The organism is Shinella sp. WSJ-2 (assembly GCF_003432075.1).
GTDB lineage: Bacteria > Pseudomonadota > Alphaproteobacteria > Rhizobiales > Rhizobiaceae > Shinella.
The window spans coordinates 26,296-46,097 of record NZ_QWBU01000006.1 but is presented as its reverse complement, the minus strand read 5'-3'; the positions used below and the strand labels follow the sequence as shown (position 1 = coordinate 46,097).

15 protein-coding genes and 1 pseudogene are annotated in these 19,802 nt (G+C 59.8%); 7 read left to right on the top strand and 9 right to left on the bottom strand.

What is annotated here, in order from left to right; translation table 11 throughout:
- Window positions 1-65: 65 nt before the first annotated feature.
- The 3 genes from D0Y60_RS15070 to catE all read right to left on the bottom strand — a co-directional run bounded on the left by D0Y60_RS15070 (window position 66) and on the right by catE (window position 3,509).
- The gene (locus D0Y60_RS15070; RefSeq protein WP_117370790.1) at window positions 66-647 is read right to left on the bottom strand and encodes a cysteine hydrolase; all 582 of its coding nucleotides are present in this window, start codon (window positions 645-647) and stop codon (window positions 66-68) included.
- Window positions 648-731: 84 nt separating this feature from the next.
- Window positions 732-1,232, bottom strand: coding sequence for a ferritin-like domain-containing protein (locus D0Y60_RS15065; RefSeq protein WP_117370789.1), 501 nt, complete (start codon window positions 1,230-1,232; stop codon window positions 732-734).
- A 114-nt stretch (window positions 1,233-1,346) separates the two neighbouring features.
- A complete protein-coding gene (gene catE, locus D0Y60_RS15060; protein ID WP_117370788.1) occupies window positions 1,347-3,509 on the bottom strand; it encodes a catalase C in 2,163 nt (720 codons plus the stop codon).
- A gap of 152 nt (window positions 3,510-3,661) precedes the next feature.
- On the opposite strand from catE, the gene D0Y60_RS24625 reads away from it, so the two are divergent.
- Window positions 3,662-3,859, top strand: a complete 198-nt coding sequence (locus D0Y60_RS24625; RefSeq protein WP_147324528.1) for a hypothetical protein — start codon at window positions 3,662-3,664, stop codon at window positions 3,857-3,859.
- 387 nt (window positions 3,860-4,246) lie between these two features.
- On the opposite strand, the gene D0Y60_RS15055 is transcribed toward D0Y60_RS24625, so the two are convergent.
- The 3 genes and pseudogenes from D0Y60_RS15055 to D0Y60_RS15045 all read right to left on the bottom strand — a co-directional run bounded on the left by D0Y60_RS15055 (window position 4,247) and on the right by D0Y60_RS15045 (window position 6,506).
- The gene (locus D0Y60_RS15055; protein WP_245409205.1) at window positions 4,247-4,498 is read right to left on the bottom strand and encodes a hypothetical protein; all 252 of its coding nucleotides are present in this window, start codon (window positions 4,496-4,498) and stop codon (window positions 4,247-4,249) included.
- A gap of 269 nt (window positions 4,499-4,767) precedes the next feature.
- Window positions 4,768-5,212, bottom strand: a pseudogene (locus tag D0Y60_RS15050) (ATP-binding cassette domain-containing protein); the annotation flags it as partial.
- Window positions 5,213-5,255: 43 nt separating this feature from the next.
- Window positions 5,256-6,506 (bottom strand): MFS transporter, encoded by a 1,251-nt coding sequence (locus D0Y60_RS15045; protein ID WP_199564199.1) that lies wholly within the window; start codon window positions 6,504-6,506, stop codon window positions 5,256-5,258.
- A 23-nt stretch (window positions 6,507-6,529) separates the two neighbouring features.
- On the opposite strand from D0Y60_RS15045, the gene D0Y60_RS15040 reads away from it, so the two are divergent.
- The 3 genes from D0Y60_RS15040 to D0Y60_RS15030 all read left to right on the top strand — a co-directional run bounded on the left by D0Y60_RS15040 (window position 6,530) and on the right by D0Y60_RS15030 (window position 10,138).
- Window positions 6,530-6,856 carry a helix-turn-helix transcriptional regulator gene (locus D0Y60_RS15040; protein WP_117370785.1) on the top strand — a complete coding sequence of 109 codons (327 nt, stop codon included), beginning with the start codon at window positions 6,530-6,532 and terminating at the stop codon, window positions 6,854-6,856.
- A 430-nt stretch (window positions 6,857-7,286) separates the two neighbouring features.
- The gene (locus D0Y60_RS15035; protein ID WP_158565493.1) at window positions 7,287-9,725 is read left to right on the top strand and encodes an ATP-binding protein; all 2,439 of its coding nucleotides are present in this window, start codon (window positions 7,287-7,289) and stop codon (window positions 9,723-9,725) included.
- A complete protein-coding gene (locus D0Y60_RS15030; RefSeq protein ID WP_117370783.1) occupies window positions 9,722-10,138 on the top strand; it encodes a response regulator in 417 nt (138 codons plus the stop codon). The genes D0Y60_RS15035 and D0Y60_RS15030 overlap by 4 nt, the downstream gene beginning before the upstream one ends.
- 19 nt (window positions 10,139-10,157) lie before the next feature.
- Here D0Y60_RS15030 and D0Y60_RS15025 read toward each other — a convergent pair whose 3' ends face one another.
- Together D0Y60_RS15025 and D0Y60_RS15020 are read right to left on the bottom strand one after the other, a co-directional pair.
- On the bottom strand, window positions 10,158-12,899 hold the full coding sequence (locus D0Y60_RS15025; protein ID WP_245409190.1) for a GAF domain-containing protein: 2,742 nt from the start codon (window positions 12,897-12,899) through the stop codon (window positions 10,158-10,160).
- Between the two features lie 443 nt (window positions 12,900-13,342).
- Window positions 13,343-13,543, bottom strand: coding sequence for a hypothetical protein (locus D0Y60_RS15020; RefSeq protein WP_117370782.1), 201 nt, complete (start codon window positions 13,541-13,543; stop codon window positions 13,343-13,345).
- A gap of 848 nt (window positions 13,544-14,391) precedes the next feature.
- Here D0Y60_RS15020 and D0Y60_RS15010 point away from each other — a divergent pair.
- Together D0Y60_RS15010 and D0Y60_RS15005 are read left to right on the top strand one after the other, a co-directional pair.
- Window positions 14,392-14,949, top strand: a complete 558-nt coding sequence (locus D0Y60_RS15010) for a biliverdin-producing heme oxygenase (protein WP_117370780.1) — start codon at window positions 14,392-14,394, stop codon at window positions 14,947-14,949.
- Complete coding sequence (locus D0Y60_RS15005; RefSeq protein WP_117370779.1) at window positions 14,930-17,473, top strand: HWE histidine kinase domain-containing protein; 2,544 nt, start codon at window positions 14,930-14,932, stop codon at window positions 17,471-17,473. Before D0Y60_RS15010 ends, D0Y60_RS15005 begins: the two co-directional genes overlap by 20 nt.
- 330 nt (window positions 17,474-17,803) lie before the next feature.
- Here D0Y60_RS15005 and D0Y60_RS15000 read toward each other — a convergent pair whose 3' ends face one another.
- Complete coding sequence (locus tag D0Y60_RS15000) at window positions 17,804-18,640, bottom strand: phytanoyl-CoA dioxygenase family protein (RefSeq protein ID WP_117370778.1); 837 nt, start codon at window positions 18,638-18,640, stop codon at window positions 17,804-17,806.
- A gap of 105 nt (window positions 18,641-18,745) precedes the next feature.
- On the opposite strand from D0Y60_RS15000, the gene D0Y60_RS14995 reads away from it, so the two are divergent.
- Window positions 18,746-19,789: a LacI family DNA-binding transcriptional regulator gene (locus tag D0Y60_RS14995; RefSeq protein ID WP_117370777.1), complete on the top strand. Its 1,044-nt coding sequence runs from the start codon at window positions 18,746-18,748 to the stop codon at window positions 19,787-19,789.
- The last annotated feature ends 13 nt before the right edge of the window (window positions 19,790-19,802 follow it).

Genomic DNA, 19,802 nt, shown 5'->3' with positions numbered 1-19,802 from the left:
CGTTCGGTTTTAACCCTCGTTCTTTTTATCGCAGACTTCCACATGCAAAGCATTGCCTGTGGCGATTAGCCGGCAATTGCTGAGAGGAACGCCTCCGTCGACATGGCATCCATCTGGGCGGTGAACAGGCTTTGCAGCAGCTTCAGCGAGGCGTCGTGGGTTTCGTCCGCACCGCTACAGACGGCATCCGTCAGGATGATGGCGCGATAGCCGAGGTCGATGGCGCCAAGCGCCGTGGCAAGAACGCATACATCAGTCTCGCCACCGGTAATGACCAGCGTTTCCACATCATGTCGCTTTAGATAGTTGTTCAACCGTCCGTCGACCCAAGGAGAATAGGTTCGTTTGTCGAAGACGATTGCGGGCGGCGTAAATGCGGCAAGCTCCGGGAGGAGGCCGTACATCTCGGCCGGCAGGTGCTCGCCCGTCATCATCCACCACTTCTCATAATAGGCCCGCCACAGGCCCTCGGCATCGGCGGAGCGCACGGGTGGGAGGAACCGGGAGAAGATCGTACGCTCGGCATGACGGCCCACGACTTCCAGGACTTGTGGCGAGACCCTCTCCATCCAGCCGACTTTCCAGGGTGTGTCTTCAGCGAACATGCGCTGCATGTCCACACAGATATGTCGCCACTCGCCGTACATCTTTACTCCCGTTGGGTCGCATGGATCGGGCGAATTGCGCCGCGGAGGGTGCGGGCGGAGAGCCGCTTCTCCGCCCGCACCGGATCATGCGGCTTTGATCTTGCCTTCGCGGTTGACCTTAGCGTCTGCAAGCTGTGTGAGGGCTTGATCGGTTTTGGTTTCCTCCGCGAGCGTCTGGTCGAGCAGCTTGGCGACATCGTTCTTGCCAAGCTGCATGGCCCAGGACTTCAACGTGCCATAGCGGGCGATTTCGTAATGTTCGACAGCCTGCGCGGCGGCAAGAAGACCTGCGTCGAGCGCCGGCGAACCCTTGAATTCCTCGAGGATTTCCTGTCCTTCTTCCAGAATGCCATCGATAGCAGGGCAGGTCTTGCCGCGTGCCGGCTTGCCGAGAAGCTCAAACACCTGCACGAGCCGCTCGACCTGACCCTCGGTTTCCTGGAGGTGCTTATCGAATGCAGCCTTCAGGTCCTGTGCCTCGGCGCCGCGGATCATCTTTTTCAGGCCGGCGATGATCTTGCGCTCGGCGTAATAGATATCCTTGATACCGTCGAGAAACAGGTCTTCCATTGTCTTGGTGGGCATAGATCTCTCCTGTTGTTGTAGATATTTGCCGATTTGGCGGGCGCGGTAGCGCGGTGAACTAACCATCCTTCTGGTTCTTTGTTCCCCCCCGGATACGGCAAGGCGAGCCGTCCGCTATGCGGACGGAACGGATGCTTTTCCGAGCTTGACGGAGGGCTCGCGCGCCCAAAGGCGCAACTTGCCGAGTTCCGCGACGAATGCCGAGAGGCCATCTTCACCTGACAGTTCGATTACACCTTCATCGAGCTTGTCGGCGATCCCGGCCTTCTCCAGAAGCGGGAAGGCATCGGTGACATGGCCGATGAACTTGCAGTGCTGGAAGGCATCGGCGACGAAGTCGCGCGCCGTTGCTTCCTGCAGAAGATCGTCCATGGCTGCCTTGGTCGGCAGCAATGCAATCGCGTCGAAAAGCACGGACGGTCCGCCGTCTATCATAAAATGCGCCGGCACCCATGAACCGTCTGACGCCGTCACGCCGCCGACTTTCGGCGCGATGAGGGCAAACTCCGCTTTCTCCGCCACAATAGCGTCCTGCAGGCCGGTCAAAAGGTCGATATCGACGCCGTCTGTGATGAGAATGCCGAGCTTGCGCCCCTCGAAGCGTTTCGGTCCTCGCTCTACGATGCTGAGCGCCGGCGAAGGTTCGAGGTCATGGCGCGTCGGCATTGCGGCATCGGCGGGTTTCGGCATGGACTGGAAACCGAGTTTTTCGCCGACGGTATTGGCGAGCGTCTCGTCGATATTCATCAGGTGCGAGACGACGCGCTCACGGATCACGGGTGTTTCGACCTTGCTGAGTTCGAAGGTCAGCGCGGCCGCGATGTGCCGCTGCTCGGCCGGCGTCTGGCTGATGTAGAATTGACGCGCCTGGCTGTAATGGTCGGCGAAGCTTTCGGGACGCAGCCTCACCGTTTCGCCCTGTTCGACTGTGGCGAAATGCGGAAAGCCGGTGGAGGGCGATTCACGCGGTCCTTCGCCCCAGGAATTGGGCTGATAATTCGCCCGACCGACGGGATTGCGCATAGCCATATGCCCGTCCTGCTGGAAGTGGTGGAAGGGACACTTCGGTGCGTTGATCGGGATATGGGTGAAGTTCGGACTGCCGAGGCGTTTAAGCTGCGTATCGAGGTAGGAGAAGTTCCGCCCCTGCAACAGCGGATCGTTGGAGAAATCGATACCGGGCGGCACATTCTGCGTCATGAAGGCGACCTGCTCGGTTTCGGCGAAGAAATTCTCCGGCATGCGATCGAGGACCAGCCGACCGACCGGTTTTGCCGGAAGGATTTCCTCGGGGATGATCTTCGTGGGATCGAGGATATCGAAGTCGAAGCTGTCGGCGAATTCCTGGTCGAAGAGCTGGAGACAGAGTTCCCATTCGGGGAAGTTGCCGGACTGGATTGCGTTCCACAGGTCGCGGCGGTGATAGTCCGGGTCCGCGCCGTTGATCTTCACGGCCTCGTTCCAGGCGACGGATTGCAGGCCAAGCTTGGGTTTCCAGTGGAACTTGACGAAGCTGGACTCACCCTTGGCGGTGACCAAGCGGAAGGTGTGCACGCCGAACCCTTCCATGAAGCGGAAGGAGCGCGGAATGGCCCGGTCCGACATCACCCACATGATCATGTGCATGCTTTCGGGCGTCAGGCTGATGAAGTCCCAGAAATTGTCATGCGCGCTCTGGGCCTGCGGGAAGGCGCGGTCGGGCTCCTGCTTGACCGCATGCACCATGTCGGGGAACTTGATGGCGTCCTGAATGAAGAAGACCGGGATGTTGTTGCCGACGAGGTCCCAGTTGCCCTCCTGCGTGTAGAGCTTCACCGCGAAGCCGCGGACGTCGCGGGCCAGATCGAACGAACCCTTGTTTCCGGCGACGGTGGAGAAACGGACAAAGGCCGGCGTCTTCTCGCCGGCACGCTGAAAGAGGTCAGCGCGTGTATAGGCAGCTAGGGACTCGTACGTTTCGAAGAAGCCGTGCGCTCCATAGCCGCGCGCATGGACGACCCGCTCGGGGATACGCTCGTGATCGAAATGGAAGATCTTCTCGCGGAAATGAAAGTCGTTGACCAATAGCGGCCCATGCGCACCGACGCGCAAAGAGTTCTGGTCGTCGGCGACAGGACCACCCTGCGCCGTCGTCAAAACGGGCGTGTCGCCCTCGGCGATCTGATGCAGCTCGCCGCCATTGCCGCGCACCATCTTCTGATCGTGGATAGTGGCAGCCGCTGCAGTGGATTTTGAGGATTTCGTGGCGGAGGGTTTCGGTGATGTGTTCTTGGCCATAGTACGCTCCCTGTTGTAAGTGGCCAACAAAACACGCGGGGAAAGGTTCCGTACGCCGGCATTTTCGTGCTGCTGACGACGGGATCTGTCCGCAACCGTACCGGAACTTCGTTTCTCTTCTGAGATTTTGACCCATCTGACAGGGGGGTACCATGCAACTCATCGGGACAAATATTCACAGTGGCGCAGATACGACGACGGTCGAATTTGTCGGAGAAGGTGGAGAGAAGGTATCGGTTTACATGGCTGCATATGACATGCCCAAAGATGCCGCGATCACGCGCCCAGGCGGCTGGCCGGAAAACGCAGTGATGGCCGCCGCGGCGGCGGCAATGGTGATCTATCGGTGATGCTACAGATAGCGGAATGTTCGCTTCGCTTTCGGGTAATCTAGAGCCGATAGGAGTACGTCCTATCTGCCCATATTAGCCCGCAGGGACACTCCAAAGCCAAGCCTCAGGGCTCTTGTTACGGAATTCAAGCCCAGGTTGATTGGGGCCAGCACGGGAATTTTTCGGCGGGGAACGCCATGTACAACGGCGGCCTCGTCGATTATCTGCGGTGATCTGCCAGGATGCTACATCGAAGCCACCAAAGTCACCATGAAGCGTCTTGCAGAGCTTGACGTCAATATCCTGCACGCTGTCCATGGAGAGAAGCGTTGAAAAGGCCGACAAAGGGCGAGATACGACTGCAATTCACACCGCTTGCCCATGGGATATCGTGCTACCGGCGTTCTATGCAATCTTGACGCGCCAATAGTGGTCGATGATGTTCTGGCCATTTTGTACGATGCGCTCGCCGATGGCCGGATCGCCGCCTCTGAGCGTCTCGGGATCGCCACCACAAAGCCGCACGAAGGTCGCCTGCTGGACGGTGGCGGTGAAGTAGTCTGCATGTGTGGGCTTGAAGGGGAGGCGGGCGTCTTGGAGCTTGGTGGCCACTTCGGCTGCCGCATCGGCGATCGCCGCATAAACCTTGTCAAGCATTGCGCGCTCGGCATCCTCCTGGATTTCAATGAATCGCCGCTCCTCGGACGTGGAGATAGGGCAACTCGTCGGCATGTAAATCTCCATATGTAACGTGCTTGGCGAACGGCAGGGCCATGTCGCCCATCAAGCGGAAAACGGCAACGAAAGTTACGGCAGGATGCAAATATTTTTGTCGGAAATCTGATTGGAAGCGGTTTAGAGCTTCTAGGCGGACGCGATATTGATCCGAAGCTGTCCGCCGATTTTCGGCGCCTGACGACTGAAGGCGCGCCGCGTCCGATCAGCTTGCCGACGAGACGGCCTTCGGGTCGGGTAAACCTGCGGCAGCGTGCCTTCGAACATGACCGCGATGTCGGTAGCGAGCGCCATCGCCTCGCTCTGATCGGGTGTGAAATCGACCATCGCGACGCCGGAGCGCCGCTGAAGTCAAGGAAAGTGTCTTCCACTTCCTGCCTGAGATGCCGGTCGAGATTGGCGAGCGGTTCATCGAGGAGCACGACATCCGGCTGGGAACAAGGCATCGTGCGAGCGCGACGCGCTGCCGCTAGCCACCTGAACACTCTCCAATATCGGCGTTGTTTTGCCGCAGCGCGATAGCCCGAGCAGCGCAAGAAACCCGCCTTCACGCACATCCAGAGAAAGCGCGAAGACCGACGGCCGGTCGCCGCCGAAATCCTTGCTCACTCCGTTGGTATCGCCGTGATCTGGCATCCGTGTGACAGTGTTGCATGCTGCCGAGGGATGTGGGGACCTCTCAATCCCTTGTTCCGAACTTCCGCAACAAGCCCGCGAGTGCCGAGAATGCCACGATCAGAGCGCCGTAGCCGAGGGTTGTTAACGTCAGGCCGAAGGCGCCGACGCCTAGGCCGGCCAATAGTGTGGGCAGGCCAAAAGCCAGATAGCTCAACGTAAACAGAGCGGCAAAGAGTTCTCCGCGCTCATCCGGGCGAACCACCGCAACGATCGAGCGCAGCACGCCATAAAAACAGGTGCCGAACCCCGTTCCGGCGATCGTCAGAGCGGCCAGGTAGGCGGGCAACGATGACCAGGCGATTGCGGCAAGCGTCAGCGCGGTGCCGATGGCCAGTGCGGATGTCCCGTAAAGCGTAACCTGCCGGGAGGAGCGGTTGCGCGCGACATAGCAGGCGATGGCTCCGGCTGCACAGAGCAACACGATCACGCCGGCCTGCGTTACGTGATCCTCTGCGCCGAAGACATGACGGACGATCGGAGCGCCAAGCGACAGATAGAGGCCACCCGTCGCCCAGCCGGCGATCACCGCCGGTGCGCTGCGCCAGAAGGCTTTGGCAGCCGTTTGCGGCACGCCGATCCGCGGGCGAAGCGAGGCCCAGACACCTTCATGTCTCGGCGCTGTTTCGGGGATAAGCCAGATCACTGCGGCAAACAGCGCATAGGCGGCAACCAGCGTGCCGAACACATCCGCCTCCGCGCGGTCCGTCACATCCATCAAAATGCCCGCCAGCAGGGCGCCCACGGCAAGCCCGCCCAGCGGAATGACGGAGTTCCAAACGGAGGCACTTCCCGGTTTGTTCTTTGGCTCGAGATCCACCACGGTGGCCGACAGTGCGGACAGGAGCAAACCGGCTGCGATGCCTTGCAGCGCACGTGCAATGATCAATCCCGCCACGTCGTCCGCTTGCCAAAAGAGCAGCAGGCTCAGCGCCATCAGGGCAAAACCGCCCGAAATCACCGGTCGCCGGCCGATATGATCAGACAGCGATCCGGTGACGAGCAGCGACATCAGCAACGCGACGGTGTAGACGGCAAAGATACCGGTCAGCGTTGCGGCCGAAAAACCGATCTCCTGCTGGAGTGCGGGATAGAAAGGCGAGGGCGCACTGGCACCGGCCATCATAACCGCCATGCCGGCGAGCGTGATGCGGAAGCCGACGGAACTGCGGAGCGGCACGGCGAACGTCATAGCGGTCAATAGACACCTGATTGGTTCGAATAATTTCGAACCAATCACTACTATCATTTCCATGACGGTTCAACTAAAATCGAACCATGACCTCTGAGATTACGGAACTTCCCCATCCTGCCCGGTCGGATATGCAACTGACCGACGTGCTTTTCGCGTTGAGTGATCCCGAACGCCTGGCGATCGTTCGCCAGCTCGCCGGGGGCCCGCTCGAAATGGCGCAGTGCCATCTTTCCGATCCCGCGATACCCAAATCGACGAAATCCCACCTGATGAAGGTGCTGCGCGAAGCGGGTGTTATTCGTAACGAGCCCCTGGGGCGCGGTCGCCGGCTAAGCCTCAGACATGACGATCTGGAGGCGCGTTTTCCTGGGTTGCTCGGCTCAGTGCTGTCTGCCAGCGCCGAGGCCTAGGGCGTTTTTCGCCCGAGGGCGGCCGATGGCACCAATGCGCGTACTGAAGGTTGCGGTGTCCTTTTTGGAGATGTTCATCTCGAGCTGTTCCCGCGACAAAGAGCGCACCAGTATAGGCCGCGATATCCTTGAAATCAGCTCCTCCTGCGTCCTTCGAGACGGGTGAGGATTGAACGGTTATGTAACGGCCCGTTCCGAGCGCCGATTGATCCTTGGCTGGTATTGCGCAGCACGCAGAAAGCAAGCGCCCATGAAAAGCCGGTCGGCGGACGACAACCCTATTCGATGGGTTCCGCATAGGTAGCGCATCCGTGAGATGCCTCCCTTTTAAATGTCCAGCAGCCCTTCCGCCATGGTGTCGGTTACGACAATATGCCGAAGCACGGCTGCGCCGTGCGTGACGAATCACGATGTGGGCGAGGGACAGGTGATGCTGCCGGACTTTCGTGTGTTGTTCGAGTCTGCGCCGGGACTCTATCTGGTGCTCGACAGAAACCTGCTGATTGTCGCGGTCAGCGATGCTTACCTCAACGCTACGATGACCGTTCGTGCCTCAATCGTCGGCCGCAGTATTTTCGATGTTTTCCCTGACAATCCCGATGACGCAGGCGCGACGGGCGTCAGCAATCTGGGGGACTCGTTGCGGCGCGTAATCGCCACTGGCGCTGGTGATACGATGGCCGTCCAGAAGTATGACGTGCGCAAACCGGACGGAAGCGGTTTCGAGGCTCGCTTCTGGAGCCCGTTCAACAAACCTGTCTTCGACGACCAGGGCAAGGTCGCCTATGTGATCCACCGGGTCGAGGATGTCACTGAATTCATCAGCCTTAAAATCCGGGACACCGCACAGCTTGAGGCAAACGAGCAGCTGCGCAGCCGTGCACAGAAGATGGAGATCGAAGTCTTCCAGCGCGCGCAGGAACTGGCGGAAGCAAACCGGCGTCTTCGCGACCTCGACAAACTCAGGACCGATTTCTTCGCCAATATCAGCCATGAACTGCGCACACCGTTGACGCTGATCCTCGGACCACTCCGAAAACTTCTTTCGCAGCCCGAGCGGCATATCGGGGGTCGGCAGGATCTGGAGATTGCCGAGAGAAATGCTTTGATCCTGCTCGGGCAGGTCAACGATCTGCTCGACGTTGCCAAGCTGGAAGCCGGGAAATTCGATCTGAGTTATGCGCACCTCGACGCCGCAGGCTTTACGAGAACACTGGCGTCCAATTTCGCCAGCTTGGCGCGCGAGCGCGCTATCACCTTTAGACAGGTTGAGCCGCGCGCGCTCCAGATGGAAGTCGATGCGGCAAAATTGCAGCGGATTCTGCTCAATCTGCTGTCGAACGCCTTCAAATTCACGCCACCGGGCGGTGCCGTGGAACTCTCCCTGGAGCACGTCGGCGACCAGGCCGTCTTCCATGTCGATGACAGCGGTCCTGGTATTCCTCAGGAAGACCGAGGTCGCGTGTTCGAACGATTCCAGCAGCTGGACGGCGGCGCCCGGCGGGCGAAGGGCGGAACGGGACTGGGACTTGCCATCGTCCAAGAGTTCGCATCGCTGCTGCGTGGTAGCGTCGAAGTGGGCACAAGCATACTCGGAGGCGCACGCTTCAGCGTTTCACTCCCTGTCGCCGCACCGCATGGGGTTTCGGTCGCCGAATTCGGCGAGCCTACGGCACCGCTCGACGAGGCGGATATGCTTGGCCCTGAACTGGTGCGAATCCCCATCGACGAGCCGGGCGTGCAAAGTTCTGATCGTGCTGCCCGCATTCTCGTCGTCGATGACAACGCGGATATGCGCAGCTATGTCGTTAGTCTGTTGGCTGCGCACTACCGCGTCGAAACGGCAGTAGATGGGCGCGCGGGGCTGGCCGCCGCTCGACGGTTTCTGCCTGATCTTGTTATCACCGATGTTATGATGCCGGTCATGACGGGCGACGAAATGGCGCGGGCTCTGCTGGAGGAGCCGGCGACACGAGATACTCCCATCCTCATGCTGACGGCCAAGATGGATGACCCGCTGAAGCTTCAACTCCTGCAGGAGGGCATACATGAATACATTTCCAAGCCGTTTTCCGCACGGGAGCTTTTGGTCAAGATCGAACGGCTGATTGCCGAACGGCGCAAGGTGGCGGCAGAGAGAGCGGTCCTCGTCGAAAAACTTCTGCGGTCCAACCAAAACCTCGAACAATTCGCCTATGCGACGGCGCACGATCTCCGCTCGCCGCTGCGCTCAATCGACGTTCTTGCTGGCTGGATCGAGGAAGACGCCGCCGACACGCTGCTGCCTCAGAGTGTGGAGCACCTGCAGAAACTGCGGGGCCAGGCACGGCGCATGGAGAAACTTCTCCAGGATATCCTCAGCTACGCACGGATCGATCAGGGCAATGCAGCTGCGGACGAGGATGCGGTAGCGGGGCACCAGCTGTTAGAGGATGTCGTCAGCCTGATCGCCCCTCCCACGGGTTTCATCATCACGGTGGACCAGCGCTTCAACGGGATTTCCGTTCCGCGGATGCCGCTTCAGCAGATTTTTCACAATTTGATCCACAACGCCGTCAAGCACCATAGCGGCGACTCCGGTCGCATTGATGTCGGCGTTCGTGATATCGGCGAGCGGTTTGCCTTTACGGTGGCGGATGACGGACCAGGTATAGATCCGAAATATCATCAAAAAATCTTCGAGATGTTTCAAACGCTGAAACCACAGTCGCAAAAAGACGGGAGCGGCATGGGTCTGGCGTTGACGAAGAAGCACGTTGACGCGCACGGTGGCCAAATCACCGTGGAATCGGCACCGGGTAGGGGCTCCCGGTTCTCGTTTACATGGCCCAAGGCGGCGGGTGGCCATAGAGGATACGAAGAGAAATGACGGGTAAGCTTGTCGACGCGCTCATCGTTGAGGACAACGATATCGATACGGAGGCCGTCAAGCGGGCATTCCGGCGAGCAGACTTTGCAAATCCGACCCATAGCGCCGGCGACGGCGAGGAAGCTCTGGAAATGCTGCGCGGCAGTCACGGCCGGCCGAAACTGCCGCAGCCTTGCGTCATCCTTCTGGATATCAACATGCCGCGCATGGATGGTATCACTCTACTCGACGAGTTGCGTCGCGACGATGAGTTCAAACAAAGCATCGTCTTCATGCTGACGACATCGGGCTACGAGAGCGACCGGAAGTCCGCCTATGACAAGAACGTCGCGGGCTATTTCCTCAAGGAAAATCTCGGCGCGCTGGTGGAGACCTTGAAACCTTACTGCAAGGGTAACGAATTCCCGGCCTGACCTCCAAACACTAGTTGTCCTAATCCAAACGCTCATCAAGCATCAGACGCACCTTTCTAGCCAACTCCTCCACGGTGAAGGGCTTGGAGAGAAGCTGGATGTGAGGATCCAGGATTCCGTTGTGGACGATCGCGTTTCGCGTATAGCCCGTCGTGTAAAGCACGGGGAACGTCGCCCCGATCCGCCGCAGGCGATCCACGAGTTCCCGACCGGACATTCCGGGCATGACGACGTCGGTGAAGAGTAGCGAGATAAGCTGGCCGCCTTCGACGAGATGGAGTGCGTGCGCCGCATCGGCCGCTTCAATCACTGTGTATCCCAGCTCGCGCAGGGCATCAACGGAGATGGCCCGAACACGCAGGTCGTCCTCGACGACCATGATCACCTCGCTTGCCTGACCCGACAGAGGCTGCTGCGGCTGAACCTGCTCAGCGAGATGGGATACGGCACCGTGGTGTCGCGGCAGATAGATTTTCACCGTGGTTCCGATATGAGGCTCGGAATAGATTTTGACCAATCCGCCCGATTGACGCACGAAACCATAGACCTGGCTCAAGCCGAGACCGGTGCCCTTGCCGACCTCCTTGGTGGTAAAAAAAGGATCGAACGCCTGCGCCATCACCGCTTCTTCCATTCCTGTGCCGGTGTCGGTGACCGCAATCAGCACGAACTGCCCGCTTTGAAGGCCTGTTTCCTTCGCATAGCGTTCATCGACATAGGCATTCGACGTCTCGATCGTCAGTCGTCCACCACCTGGCATGGCATCGCGTGCATTGACGCAGAGGTTGAGAATACCGCTTTCCAGCTGCGCGGGATCAGCATTGATCTGCCACACACCCGCCGCTAGGACCGTCTCGAGCGCGACGGTCTCACCAAGCGTTCGCGAGAGGAGATCGCTCATGCCGGCGACCATGCGATTGGGGTCCAGGGGTTGTGGTGAAAGAGGCTGGCGCCGTGAGAATGCCAGCAGCCGCTGTGTAAGACTGGCGGCACGGTGTGCGGCCTCGACGGCGCCATCGACAAACCTGCCGACATCGGTGTCTCCGCGCGCGAGGCGTCGCTGCAACATGCCAAGGCCGCCGATAATGACGGCGAGCATGTTGTTGAAGTCGTGGGCGATGCCACCGGTGAGCTGGCCAACGGCCTCCATCTTCTGCGCCTGACGCAACTGCGCTTCGGTGCGTGCGCGTTCCAGCACTTCTTCTGCCACCCGCTGTTCGAGCGATGCGTTCAGCAAGGTGAGTTCCTCTTCGGCGCGCCGGCGGCGTGCGAGCTCCGCCTCTGCCGACTGGAACAACCGTGCGTTATCGATCGCGGTGGCGGCATGACCCGCAATGCCCAGCAGCGCGGTTTCGTGCTCTTCGGCAAAACGACCGGTCTCCTTGTGCCCGAAGAAAAGTCCGCCAAGCACCTCGCCGGATCTGGATATCACGGGCACGGCGAGATAGGAGCGCACGGGTAAATGACCGGGAGGCATGCCGTTTCGAGGGCTGTTTTGGCCGTAACGAGGATCCTGCAGGATATCGTCTGAGCGCACCACGCCCTCCCCTAGGAAGGTGGGTTTGAATACGGCCGTTGCCCGCGGCATCGGATAATTCTCGAAGGCCCTGCGTGGTGCGCCTGAAAGGGAATAGAGCATGTAGCTCCCGCCCTCATTGTCGAGAACATTGTAGAAGAAGGCACCGAACTCAGCGCCGGAAAGCTCAACACCTGCATCGGTCACGGTTTGCACGATCTTCTCGAGATCCAGTTCGGCGGCGATAGCAGCGCCCGTAGCGTTCACGATTTTCAGATGGCGCTCGGTTTTCTTCTGCGTCGTGATATCGCGCACCGTGCCCACGAACCTGAGCCTGCCGTTCTTCGCCGCAACCATGTCGCCGCTGGCGGCAACCCAGCGCTCGATATGATCGCGGAGACCGACGGTTCGGTATTCGATATTGAAGGGTTGTGACGCGGTGCCTGAGATTGCTTTGCGGACCGCCTCGTTCGCGCGCTCGCGGTCCTCGGGATGAAGCCCCGCAAGAAAGCTATCTTCGTAGGAGATATCCGCATCCGCCGGCAGCCCGAAAAGCGCTTTGCAACGCGCATCCCACGTTAGACGATTTGAAGCGACATCATAATCCCAAATGCCGATCGAGGCGGCGTCGGTGGCAAGTTTCAGCCGTTCGGCTGCTTCGTCGGCCGCTTGCCCGGATCGCACGCGTTCTATATGGGCCCAAGAACGTTCCGTGACCTCAGTGAGGATGGCGAGTTCCGAAAGCGTCCAGCTGTGCGGTTCCTTGTGGTGGATGGCCATAAGGGCGGTCAAGCGGTCGCGCTTGACCAGCGGCATGCAGATCGTCGCGGAGATGCCTATTGCCTGAAAAGTGGCGGCCTCTTCCGCAGGGAGCTCTGCGCTGTTGTCATTGATGACGAGTGGTCTGCCGGCGTGAAGGTCGTCGACGGCGCGCGCGCCGAAGGTCGCCAGACTATAATAACCCTTGATACTCGGCGATCCCTCGGCACTCCAGTCCCCGCGAATGGTGAAATGATCCTGATCGGCTTCCATATCCGCATAGGCGCATACGGAAACGCCGAGATATTCGCCGAGCATGCGCGTGGTGATCCGCAGGATTTCATCGGCGTCGGCACTTGCGGCGGTTGCCTTTGCCAGCCTGTCGAGGAACCGAAGGCGCGCTTCGCTTTCGACGAGGCTCCGCATGTCCGCGGACAGCGTGGCGCCGGTGATGGGGCTGTCGGAAACGTTGTCGTCGCTATGCACCGGATAAATCTCTGCGCCTGTTGATGATCCGAGTGCACGATAAGCATTGTGTCTGCGCTGAGGAAGCCCGCTCGATGGATGTGATCGGGATGGTCTGTCGGTCGCCGCATCGAAACAAATGCCCGCGATCGCGTTTGCCGAATAGTCACACTCCGATTCCGCGTCCTGTGCGCTTACCGTCGAGTTGAAATCCCGGGAGGAGTAGATCGATCGAGGCCTTCGTGCCGCAGCGGAAGCGACGGCACTCTCAACCGGCACCGACGGCGCTGCGCATCGCCGAATTTTCCGTCGGAGAATGGAGGCGGAAACTCGTCCATCGCCACACCGGCAAAGGCCAAGTGACTATGGCAAGAGCCGACCTGACGGTCGATTTCAGCATTTATGTTGCCTGGCTCAGCTCGTTAATTTGCTGAAACAAGGCTCAAAAGCGTGGACTCCTGGGCTCACCAATCGTGATCGGGATCGACCAGGAACGGCGGAATTTCGGCGTCACCGGTTGCTGCCTGCAACAATTCGATGCAGCGCCGCCGCTCCTCTTCAATGCCCTCGACGATCATCGCGACCGGATCCTTCTGTCCATTCGCGAAGTGGCGCGCCGCGATGTTCCATGCCATGCGCTCCGTGCTCGATTCGAAAATGCTCATTCCACTTCCCAAGGATTGCTCCCTACCTACGATCTGGTTGCGCAAGATGCATCGAAGTCCTTGCGCGAAAATTGCCGACCGAAAAGGGCGTTGCAGATGCGGCACAACACGACGACATCAACATGCTGCCAAACTCCGCGGGTTGCCGAAATGACGAAGGGCGCTCAATCCCTTCGGAGAGCGCCCTTCCAGACCCGGACGACTACAAACGCGCGACAGAGAACTATCGCTGCAGGCAGTCATCGATTACGGGCAGTGAGTGAGAGATGGGGTGAGGGCGGGGGGAATTCAAGACCGTCTCGCGAATCGACGGGGCGAAGTGGCAAACCGAGACACGCATCGCAGATGCCGCAGCCATCGTCGTCCATTGGCCGATCCGAGCGCTCGCAACAGAGGCAGATATTCGAGCGCCGCAATCCAGTCTTTTTCCCCTCCGGCGCCACGATTTCCACCGCATCGTCGGATACGATATTGATGAAAAACTCCTTCATCACCGGTTTCTCCATTGCTTAGGCGTAATGAGATGGGAGCAAAAATGTCGCCTTGCAATGGCGAGGTGTGCAGATGGAGAAGCCTTCTCGCGGAAAAGCGAATCCTGCTCGTTGCCGATCGGCAAAATCGATCCGCCTGGGGCGCGCCGTTTTGAACCGCACCATGTGCCGCCAGTAGCGGCTTTGGACGTTCACTGTCCCTGGCTCGCCGCGGCTCCCCTTGTCGCAACGGTGCCAGCGATCTAATTTATCCGCGATTTCTTCGCTGACTGTTCCTGATCACATGCCGTCGTTTAAACCAATGAAGATGATTGATGAGCATTGGGAATGTCTGCGTCCCGATGGAAGGAAAACCGATTGGCCGTCAGCGAACGACGCTTTGATCTACGGGCGCGTACACAGAGCATACATGAACGATTGGACGCCGCCGTCGGTGGTTTCGATACGGTGGAGCAGTATCGACGCTATCTGGCGGGACTTGGCAGGTTTCGCACTGCCGTGGACGGCGCGTTGCAACACGTGACCTGGCCGGCCGGCTGGTCCTTTCGCCCAACCGCACTCGCGGATGTGCTTGAGGAGGACGCGATCGACCTCAAAATCCCACCCTTGAAAGACATCGATCCCGACATGGATCTTTCCGACGAAAGCGCTCTGCTCGGCGCGCTTTATGTGCTGGAGGGCTCGACACTTGGCTCCCGGGTTCTTCGGCAGAGGGCAGCGGCGCTGGGGCTGGATGAAACTTTTGGCGCGCGGCATCTCGCCGTTATGTCAAAGGACATAGCGCAGTGGCAGTCCTTTCTATTACTCTTGGACGAAGCGCAAAACTTCGACGTCGAGCGGGCCGCGGCGTCTGCTAATGCGGTCTTCGCCCTCGCCCTGCGATGCTTTGAAAGTGATGTCTTTGTCGCCCACTGAACCTGTAAATCTGGCTACCTGCGACCGAGAGCCTATCCACATTCCCGGCAGCATACAGTCGCATGGTTGCCTTCTGGCGTGCAATATCGGTCTGACGACGATCGAGCGTGTATCGGAAAATGCGCAGGCGATCTTGGGTTTCGAACGCGTTTTGCTCGGTCGCGGTGTCGGCGAGGTCGTCGGCGAGAAGCTGCTGCATGACCTGCGCAATGCCCTCGCAACTGCGTCGACAGCGGCGCGGCCAGCGCTCCTTCTGGGTGTAATGTGCGGTGAGCGTGCCTTCGACATCGCGATTCATCACTATAAATCCGCCGTCATCATCGAGTTCGAACCGGCGCCGGCGGTCGGCCAGCCGCTGCATATAGCGCGTGAAATGATCGGCCGCATCAGCGACATCACCGATGTCGATCGCCTTGTGCAGCGCGCAGGCCGAATCGTTGCGGGCGCGACCGGATACGACCGCGTCATGATTTACCGCTTCGAACAAGACGGCTCGGGCAAGGTCGTCAGCGAAACGAAACGGGCCGATCTCGAGAGCTTTCTCGGTCAGTATTTTCCGGCAAGCGACATTCCTCAGCAGGCCCGTGCGCTCTATCTCAAGAATACCATCCGCGTGATTGCCGACGCCAGCGGTGAGCGGGTGCCGGTAACCCCGCTGCTGGATGCGTCCGGCGAGCCGCTTGATCTCAGTTTTGCGCATCTGCGCAGCGTTTCCCCCATTCATTGCGAGTATTTGCGCAATATGGGGGTCGCGGCTTCCATGTCGATCTCGATCATTATCGACGGCACGCTTTGGGGCCTGATCGCTTGCCATCACTATTCACCGCTTGCGCTTCCCATGGCGCAGCGTGTGGCCATGGAGGTGTTCGGTGAATTCTTCTCGCTTCACCTGAAATCACTCAAGGAGCGCCAACGCGTCGCAGCCGTTGCCGGTACCCGCGAGGCCCTGGACCGTTTTCTCATTCTCTCGGCTCACCATGAGGATGTGGGGGCGCTGCTTCGCCAGAGCCTGCAGGAATTCTCCCGGCTTCTGCCGAATGACGGGGTCGGCCTGATGTTTGACGGGAAATGGACGGGCCTTGGCGCGACCCCGCCCGAAGATGCGGTCGCCCATCTTCTCGACATCACCAGAATCGCCAGCGAAGGCCGCGTCTGGGCAACGCATGCGCTGTCGCAGAAGGTGCCCGAGGCCGCAGCCTTTAGCGACCACGTGTCCGGCCTGCTCGCCATTCCGCTCTCGCAGACGGGATCGGATTGTCTCCTCTTTTTCCGTAAGGAGCTGGTGCAGACGCTGGACTGGGCGGGCAATCCTGAAAAAACCTACGAGACGGGGCCGCTCGGTGACCGGCTCACGCCTCGGAAAAGTTTTGCGATCTGGAAGGAAACGGTGAAAGCCCAGGCTCAGGCCTGGACGGAGGCCGAGCGCGAAATTGCCGAAATCGCGCGGGTTTCGATCGTCGAAATCGTTCTGCGCCACAACGAATTGATGGCTGGCGAGCGGCGCAAATCCGAGGTGCGGCAGCGCATGCTGAACCAGGAACTCAGCCATCGTGTGAAAAACATCCTCGCCGTCATCAAGTCGCTGGTGACCAGCCCGCAGCATCACAAGAGCAGCCTGGAGGACTATGTGGCCACCCTGCAAGGCCGCATCGAGGCCCTCTCGGTGGCTCATGATCAGGTGGTGCGCGGCGATGGTGGCGGCATTCTGGCCGATCTGCTGCAGGCGGAACTTCAGCCCTATCGAACAAAGGCGTCGACCGTCAGCTATTCCGGTCCGGCCGTCTGGCTCGACAGCCGGGCCTTCTCCGTCATGGCGCTGGTGTTTCACGAGCTTGCGACCAATGCCGCCAAATATGGCGCCTTGTCGGTTGCGACCGGCTCGGTGGAGATTTCCTGGACGATGGCGAAGGAAACCGTCTGCGAAATCCTCTGGCGGGAGCGGGGCGGCCCCATTGTGCACATTCCCGCACGCAGCGGCTTCGGCAGCGCGCTGATTGAGCGCAGCGTTCCCTACGACCTCAATGGCGAAAGCGCGATCCACTTCGAGCCCGCGGGGCTGGAAGCGACCTTCAGGATCCCGCCCCCGCATGCGAAACTCACCGCCTCGAGCCCGGCACGGACAACGGACGTACCGGACGATCTGTCCGCACGATCGAACACCCTGAAAGCCACGGACCCTTCTGTGCTCATCGTCGAGGATCAGATGCTGATTGCGCTGGACCTTGAGGCCATGCTCGCCGATGAGGGCTTGTCGAAGGTCGCGACGGCCAATTCCGTGAAGCAGGCAATGGCGCAGATCGAAGCCAGCCCACCCGACCTCGCCATCCTCGATATCAACCTCGGACCGACGAATTCCTTCACGATCGCAGAAGAACTGCGCAAACGGGGCACGCCCTTCGTGTTCGCAACGGGCTACGGCGAGGGGGCGGAACTGCCCGAAGCATTCACCGGCATCCCCATCGTTCGTAAACCCTATAGCCGCAGCGCAATCGTGGCAGCACTTGCCTCTTTGATGTTGACGTGAAACCTGTAGTGGTAACAACGTTGGGCGCCGGTGACGGATTTCAACGAAAAATCCAGCCGGGTTTAGGAAGACAAAGGCAATCGCTGGGGACACCGTCACGGTGGGGCTGGTCGCTCGGAAAGCTTCATGCGGATGTCGAAGGGCACGACGGGGCTGTCGGCTCCAATAGAGACGGCTAGGCAAGCGCCCGCGGTGCACAAACACGGGCGCTCTTTGATGTCACTGCATCAAGGGTTTTGCAGACCGTCGTCCGACAATGAGAACGAGCGTCGACAGGCCTATTTTTCAAATCGGCGCTCGTACGAAGGTTGGCATACGGAGAGTAAAGGCCTACGCCGGGTCCGCGCCCATCACAAGGCCTTCGATGTCGTGTTTCTGCGTGATCGGCACAAGCTCTTTTACGACGCGGCAAACGAGGTGTTTCTTGCCGATCTCGGGAAGGGCATCGTACCAATCCTGCGTTACCATCATGTCATGCAGCTCTGCGTGGCCCGCGCCTGGCCTGTCGACGCCCAGCACCATGACCGGGCGCGCAATCGGGGATTGATGCTCCGTCCCACGGTGAACCGTCAGCGCCGAACGGCAGGAAATGTCACCGCGCTGCGGATATTTGCGCGTCGCACGCTCCTGGAAACGGCCCCAGAGCACCTTGTCCGGAAACATTTCATGTTTCCATTCTCGGCCATCATCATATTGCGTTCCCGGTGCGATTTCGAAGGGTCCCATGTCTTCGGTGACATCGACGCCCGTGAGATTGAAAGCAAGCGAAGTGATCTGGCGATCGCGGTAGGTATCGACGGGTGAGGGGAAATCACGGTGCCAAGGCTGATACTTGGCACCTTGGAAAGGCACGTCGAGGCCAATCTCCACGATCTGATAATCCGGTCCTAGCACATTGGTGCACACGTCAACGACCCAGGGGTGAGTGATGAGATCGACGAAGCCGCGGAAGGCTTGCGGGTGGATTTCGACATACCACCGCCGCGGGCCGCGGCCGACCGCGCCGCCGGGCCTCTGAATTGCCGACCAGAAGGCCGTCATCATATCCTCGCGCATGTCGTCAGCCCAGGCGGGGCTGAAGGCCCCCTTTAAGCCGATAATGCCGTCAGCTGTCAGCTGCGCCATCTGCGCGGCGATGTCGTAGTCGCATGCTGAGGTCATTTTCATATGGCTCTCCTCCCAATCTAAGGCGAGGCTACCGCAACTAATAAATATTAGTCAATGGCCGAATTTTATTAGGTGATGTAGAGAAGGGTGAAGCGGGGGGGCACCATGAACGGCGGGAAAACGAAGCGGGTCACGATGATGGATGTGGCCAAGGCGGCGGGCTGCTCGCAGGCGACAGTTTCCGTCGTTCTCAATAATGTCATGGATATCAAGATCTCTCCGGATCTTCGCGGACGCGTGCTCGACGTTGCCGCACGGCTTGGTTATGGACTCGCGAGCCCCATTCGCCGCGCGGGCCTCGAGGATCTTCGCGGTGGATGCATCGGCTTCATCGTCGATCAACTCGCGACCACTCCGGAGACGGTCAACGCCATCGAGGGCGCGCGGCATGCATCCTGGGAGAATGATGTCACCATTCTCGTGGCGCAGACGCAAGGCCGGGCCGAACACGAGCGCAGTGCGGTAGCGCGCCTTCTGCGGGCCGGGGCCCAGGGCATCGTCTACATGTCGGTGTTCACCCGTCGTGTATCACTCGATGCAGTCTTCGACAGGCTCCCCGTGCCGATTGTACTGCTCAACTGCTATACCGGTGAGAACCAGTTTCCCGCTGTCGTTCCCGACGAGGTCACCGGCGGGCGCATTGCAACCCTGTCTCTCATCAAGAAAGGACACAAGCGCATCGCGACGATCGTCGGCGAGAGCTTCATGGAGGCCGCGCAGGATCGCCTCGCTGGGTATCGCCAGGCACTTGCGGAAGCGGGGCTCCGCTACGACGATGGCTTGGTGGCGGAAGGAAACTGGACGCCGACATCCGGCTTCGACGCGACCCGAAAGCTCCTGTCGCTTTCCGATCCACCAACCGCGATCTTCTGTCAGAATGACAAAATGGCTATGGGCTGTTTCATGGCGATTGGCGAAGCCGGCCTGCGCATACCCCAGGACATCTCCGTCGTCGGCTACGATGACGATGAACTGTCTCGTCACCTGCGGCCGCAGTTGACGACCCTTGAGCTTCCGCACCGCCCCATGGGGGCCTGGGCCATCGAGCAGCTTGCAAGGAGATCTGGAGCAAGGCGAGCCGGCCTCCATAAGGTGGCCTGCACGTTGGTCTCGCGCGGCTCGATCGGCCGCGAGCCACGCGAGACATGACGCCATGCTTTCG